We start from the raw sequence: 3,869 nt of genomic DNA on the forward strand, positions 1-3,869 counted from the left end.
CACCCCACTTCCCCACTTCCCCACTTCCCCAATTCCCCAATTCCCCACACCCCAGCAGTCTAACCATGTCTTCCCACGATTCCGAAAGCATCCAGACTATTTTTCAAAAAATTTGGGGCTATGATAGCTTTCGCTTTCCCCAACAGGAGATTATCGAGACAATTCTAGCGGCAAAAGATGCTCTGATTGTCATGCCCACGGGATTCGGTAAATCTATCTGTTTTCAATTGCCCGCTTTATTAAAAACCGGCTTAACCCTAGTGATTTCCCCCTTAGTTGCCCTGATGGAAAATCAGGTGGAGGAATTATTAGCCAAAAAATTACCCGTCGCCCTTATTCATCACGAAATCCCCCGACAACAGAGAAAGAAAACTTTAGATGCGATCGCAGGTCAAACCCTGCGACTTCTCTATCTTTCGCCGGAAACGCTCTTAAGTCCTCCCCTCTGGTCAAAATTAACCCTTCCCCACGTTAAAATTAACGCTCTCATCCTCGACGAGGCCCATTGTTTAACCCAGTGGGGCGATAATTTTCGTCCTGCCTACCGTCGTCTCGGTGCTGTCCGTCCCGCTCTGCTGCGATCAAAACCGGCCGGCAGCCAAATAGCGATCGCTGCTTTTACCGCCACCGCTAACCCCGCCACCCGTGAGACTCTCACCCGCGTCTTACAACTAGAAAAACCACAGCTTTTCTTAATAAATCCTTACCGTCAAAACCTTGACTTAAGCACCAAAATATGTATTAGCCCCGGTTGTCGTCGTCATCAACTATTAAACTTCCTCACCGGTCAACCTCGACAATCCGGCCTGATCTATACTCGTTCCCGTCGCCATAGTGAAAATTTAGCGACATGGTTGCAATCTCTCCATTATCGCACCAGTGCCTACCATGCGGGTTTATCGCCCTTTCAGCGTCGGGAAATAGAACAAAATTGGCTGCGGGGGGATTTAACTTTTGTTGTCTGTACCTCAGCTTTTGGCATGGGTATCAATAAACCCGATGTGCGTTGGGTTGTCCACTACCAACCCCCAGCTTTACTATCGGAATACCTACAGGAAATCGGCCGCGGTGGTCGCGATGGGGGTAAAATGCAGGCTCTCACCTTAATTAGTGAACCGACGGGATGGTTAGATAATAGCGATAAAAACCAGCAAAAATTCTTTAACTCCCAACAGGAACGCCAATACCGACAAGCTTGGCAAATTTTAGCCCAAATTCCCCTAGAGGGCAAAGTAGAGGCGATTAGTGCCGAATTTCCCGATGGTGCGCTTATTCTCTCCCTTTTACACAGTCTCGATCGCCTAGAATGGCTCGATCCTTTTCATTATCGGCTTATTTATCGCCATAATTCCGCCAAGATGACTTTTAAACCCAAAAATGAGATGTTTCCCTACCTCTATACCCGTCGCTGTCGTTGGCACTTTCTCTTAAATGCCTTTGGTTTTCAGGAAAATGCCGATAATTTTCGCTGTGGTCATTGCGATAATTGTCGTCGCAATCGACCTCTGGTAAGCTAGGGAGCGCCAGAGCAGGGAGAACAGAGCATTTGTACTAAATTTTTTATGTCTTTTTTCTCCTCCTGTCTGGGATTCTCCTCACCTAAGGTCAGATTTTTGATTTTTGCAGGAGATCTATAGCGGTTTTCCCAGAAGTTAGTCCCCATTGAATCTATCAAGGGATTTACTATACCTTACCCGAAATAATAGTGAAATTCTGTGACAAAGTGCAGCCAGATATAAGAATCTTTGCTAGATTTCTAGAAGGCTTCTGTGATAAGTCTCCTTAAAGGAGGCTTTTTGCAGTAAGCTAATCTGGCTAACACGCTTTTGGGCGTGATATAGGGAAAAGTTCGGGCGATCGCGCCTAAATGGGGTGATATACCGAAAGTTGACCTATATTGTTACTCTGAAGAGTGTTATACAGAAAGTTGACCTATAATATGTAGTTAGGCTTTAGTCAGTATCATCATGGAAATAGCACTTGAAATTCTTGTTGATCACTCAGGAAGTATGGCAGGCAAAAAGTTTGACCGTGCTAAGCAGATCCTTACAGATGTAGCACCCGATTTACTAGGCTGTGCAACTTGGATAGGGGCAAAAACCTTTTCAGGTAACTCTGACATGATCAATTCTGTGTATAAATACGAGTTAAATACTAAAGACAGTGTTAAACTATATGACTTTATAAGTAAGATTAAAGATCCATCTGGTGGTACTCCAATTGCGGGAGCTATAAGAGATGTTGTTAAGTCTTTTAAGTCTCTGCGGCAGCTTAAAGAATTTGTCCCGAAGGTTGTTCTGATAACAGATGGTTGGGATACTTCAGATGGTGATTGGAAGGCAGAGATTGAACAAGCAAAACTAGATGGTATTGATTGCGAGATTCACATCGTTGGAATTGAACTAGATGAGGCGGAAAAAAAATTGGCTCAAGAAGCAGCCCTTGAAACTGGTGGTACATTCACAGCAGTGTCATCTGTTCCGAGTGGTTATGAAACAGAGAAATTGATAGATACTTTTAGGAACTCTGTCTTAAGTTCAAAGCCCAAGCTTCTTATCCATACTTTAAACTTACGTGCGGATTTGAAGATAGAGTTTTCACTTCCAGTTGATTTAACTTCTGAGGAGGCGGATAAAATCGCAAAGTTCATCAAAATATTGCCTCTATAATGTACTCAACCTGATGAGTGCGATCTCTGATCTTGTAGTGCGATCGCCGATCTTGTAGGGTGCGTTCTCTAATGTGACTCCTACTGCTCCACCGATCGATTTTTGGGGAACGCACCATGCACATTTATTGAAACTGTGATACCAAATCCTGTGATAATAAAACGAGTAAAGACGAGGTTTTAGACCCGATTTTTTTGATACCATTTAGTGAATAATCGACCTCTGGTAAGCTAGGGAGCGCCAGAGCAGGGGGAGTAGAGCTTTTGTACTAAATTTTCCTGTCTTTTTTCTCCTCCTGTCTCGGATTCTCCTAACCTAAGGTCAGGTTTTTGATTTTTGCAGGAGATCTATAGCGGGTTTCCCAGAAGTTAGTCCCGATTGAATCTATCAAGGGATTTACGATACCTTACCCGAAATAATAGTGAAATTTTGTGACAAAGTGCAGCCAGATATAAGAATCTTTGCTAGATTCCTAGAAGGCTTCTGTGAAAGGTCTCCTTAAAGGAGATTGTTTGCAGTAAGCTAATCTGGCTAACACGCTTTTGGGCGTGATATAGGGGAGGATACAACCATGACTCATGAGATTTTAGGTGAATTTTTATCTTTGCCTGCTGAAGCACAGAGCCAAGTAGTCAGCCTGATCGCTTTTTTGAAACAAAAGTACATATATTCTGAACCTCTGTCTGCATCGTCAAATGTTGATTTAGTTAATGATCCCTTTGTTGGAATGTGGCGCGATCGTCAAGATTTAGATAGTACTACTTGGGTGCGAAATTTACGAGAAAGCGAGTGGTCAAAGACAAATGGCTAGTTCAACTATCGTAGATACCGACATAATCATTGATGTTGGTCGTGGTATTCCTGAAGCAGTCAATTGTCTGCAAAGGCTACAATCAAGTTCCAGATTAGCAATTAGCGTAGTTACACAAATGGAACTAATTGTTGGCTGCACTAACAAGTCAGAGTTACGGACGCTGGAAAAATTCCTTCAACAGTTTGATATAATCAGAATTGACCAACCTATTTCAGACAAAGCGGTTGACTTACTTCGCTTGTATCGGCTAAGGAATGAGGATTTAATAAGTTGCAAATCTAGAACAACTGTGGCTTTGCCGTGTAATTCCATTGAGGAAGCAACTCATCAAAAACAATTTGCATCGTCTCTTTAAAGTCATCTGCCACCTTTCGTCCAGTCAAGTA

4 protein-coding genes are annotated in these 3,869 nt (G+C 43.1%); all 4 read left to right on the top strand.

Annotated features, from left to right (window positions below; translation table 11 throughout):
* Positions 1–65: 65 nt before the first annotated feature.
* The 4 genes from IM477_RS18475 (at position 66) to IM477_RS18490 (ending at position 3,838) form a co-directional block, all read left to right on the top strand.
* The gene (locus IM477_RS18475) at positions 66–1,517 is read left to right on the top strand and encodes a RecQ family ATP-dependent DNA helicase (RefSeq protein ID WP_287732988.1); all 1,452 of its coding nucleotides are present in this window, start codon (positions 66–68) and stop codon (positions 1,515–1,517) included.
* Between the two features lie 450 nt (positions 1,518–1,967).
* The gene (locus tag IM477_RS18480) at positions 1,968–2,669 is read left to right on the top strand and encodes a vWA domain-containing protein (RefSeq protein ID WP_287732986.1); all 702 of its coding nucleotides are present in this window, start codon (positions 1,968–1,970) and stop codon (positions 2,667–2,669) included.
* 571 nt (positions 2,670–3,240) lie between these two features.
* A complete protein-coding gene (locus tag IM477_RS18485; protein ID WP_002739406.1) occupies positions 3,241–3,480 on the top strand; it encodes a hypothetical protein in 240 nt (79 codons plus the stop codon).
* On the top strand, positions 3,473–3,838 hold the full coding sequence (locus tag IM477_RS18490) for a PIN domain-containing protein (RefSeq protein ID WP_287732987.1): 366 nt from the start codon (positions 3,473–3,475) through the stop codon (positions 3,836–3,838). The genes IM477_RS18485 and IM477_RS18490 overlap by 8 nt, the downstream gene beginning before the upstream one ends.
* The last annotated feature ends 31 nt before the right edge of the window (positions 3,839–3,869 follow it).

The sequence above is a fragment of the Microcystis sp. M090S1 genome (genome assembly GCF_020246295.1).
GTDB lineage: Bacteria > Cyanobacteriota > Cyanobacteriia > Cyanobacteriales > Microcystaceae > Microcystis > Microcystis aeruginosa.

Bases quoted from the DNA above. Each gene is read 5' to 3' on its own strand.
- IM477_RS18485 (WP_002739406.1), top strand. From the start codon at position 3,241: ATGACTCATGAGATTTTAGGTGAATTTTTATCTTTGCCTGCTGAAGCA.
- IM477_RS18490 (WP_287732987.1), top strand. From the start codon at position 3,473: ATGGCTAGTTCAACTATCGTAGATACCGACATAATCATTGATGTTGGT.
- IM477_RS18475 (WP_287732988.1), top strand. From the start codon at position 66: ATGTCTTCCCACGATTCCGAAAGCATCCAGACTATTTTTCAAAAAATT.
- IM477_RS18480 (WP_287732986.1), top strand. From the start codon at position 1,968: ATGGAAATAGCACTTGAAATTCTTGTTGATCACTCAGGAAGTATGGCA.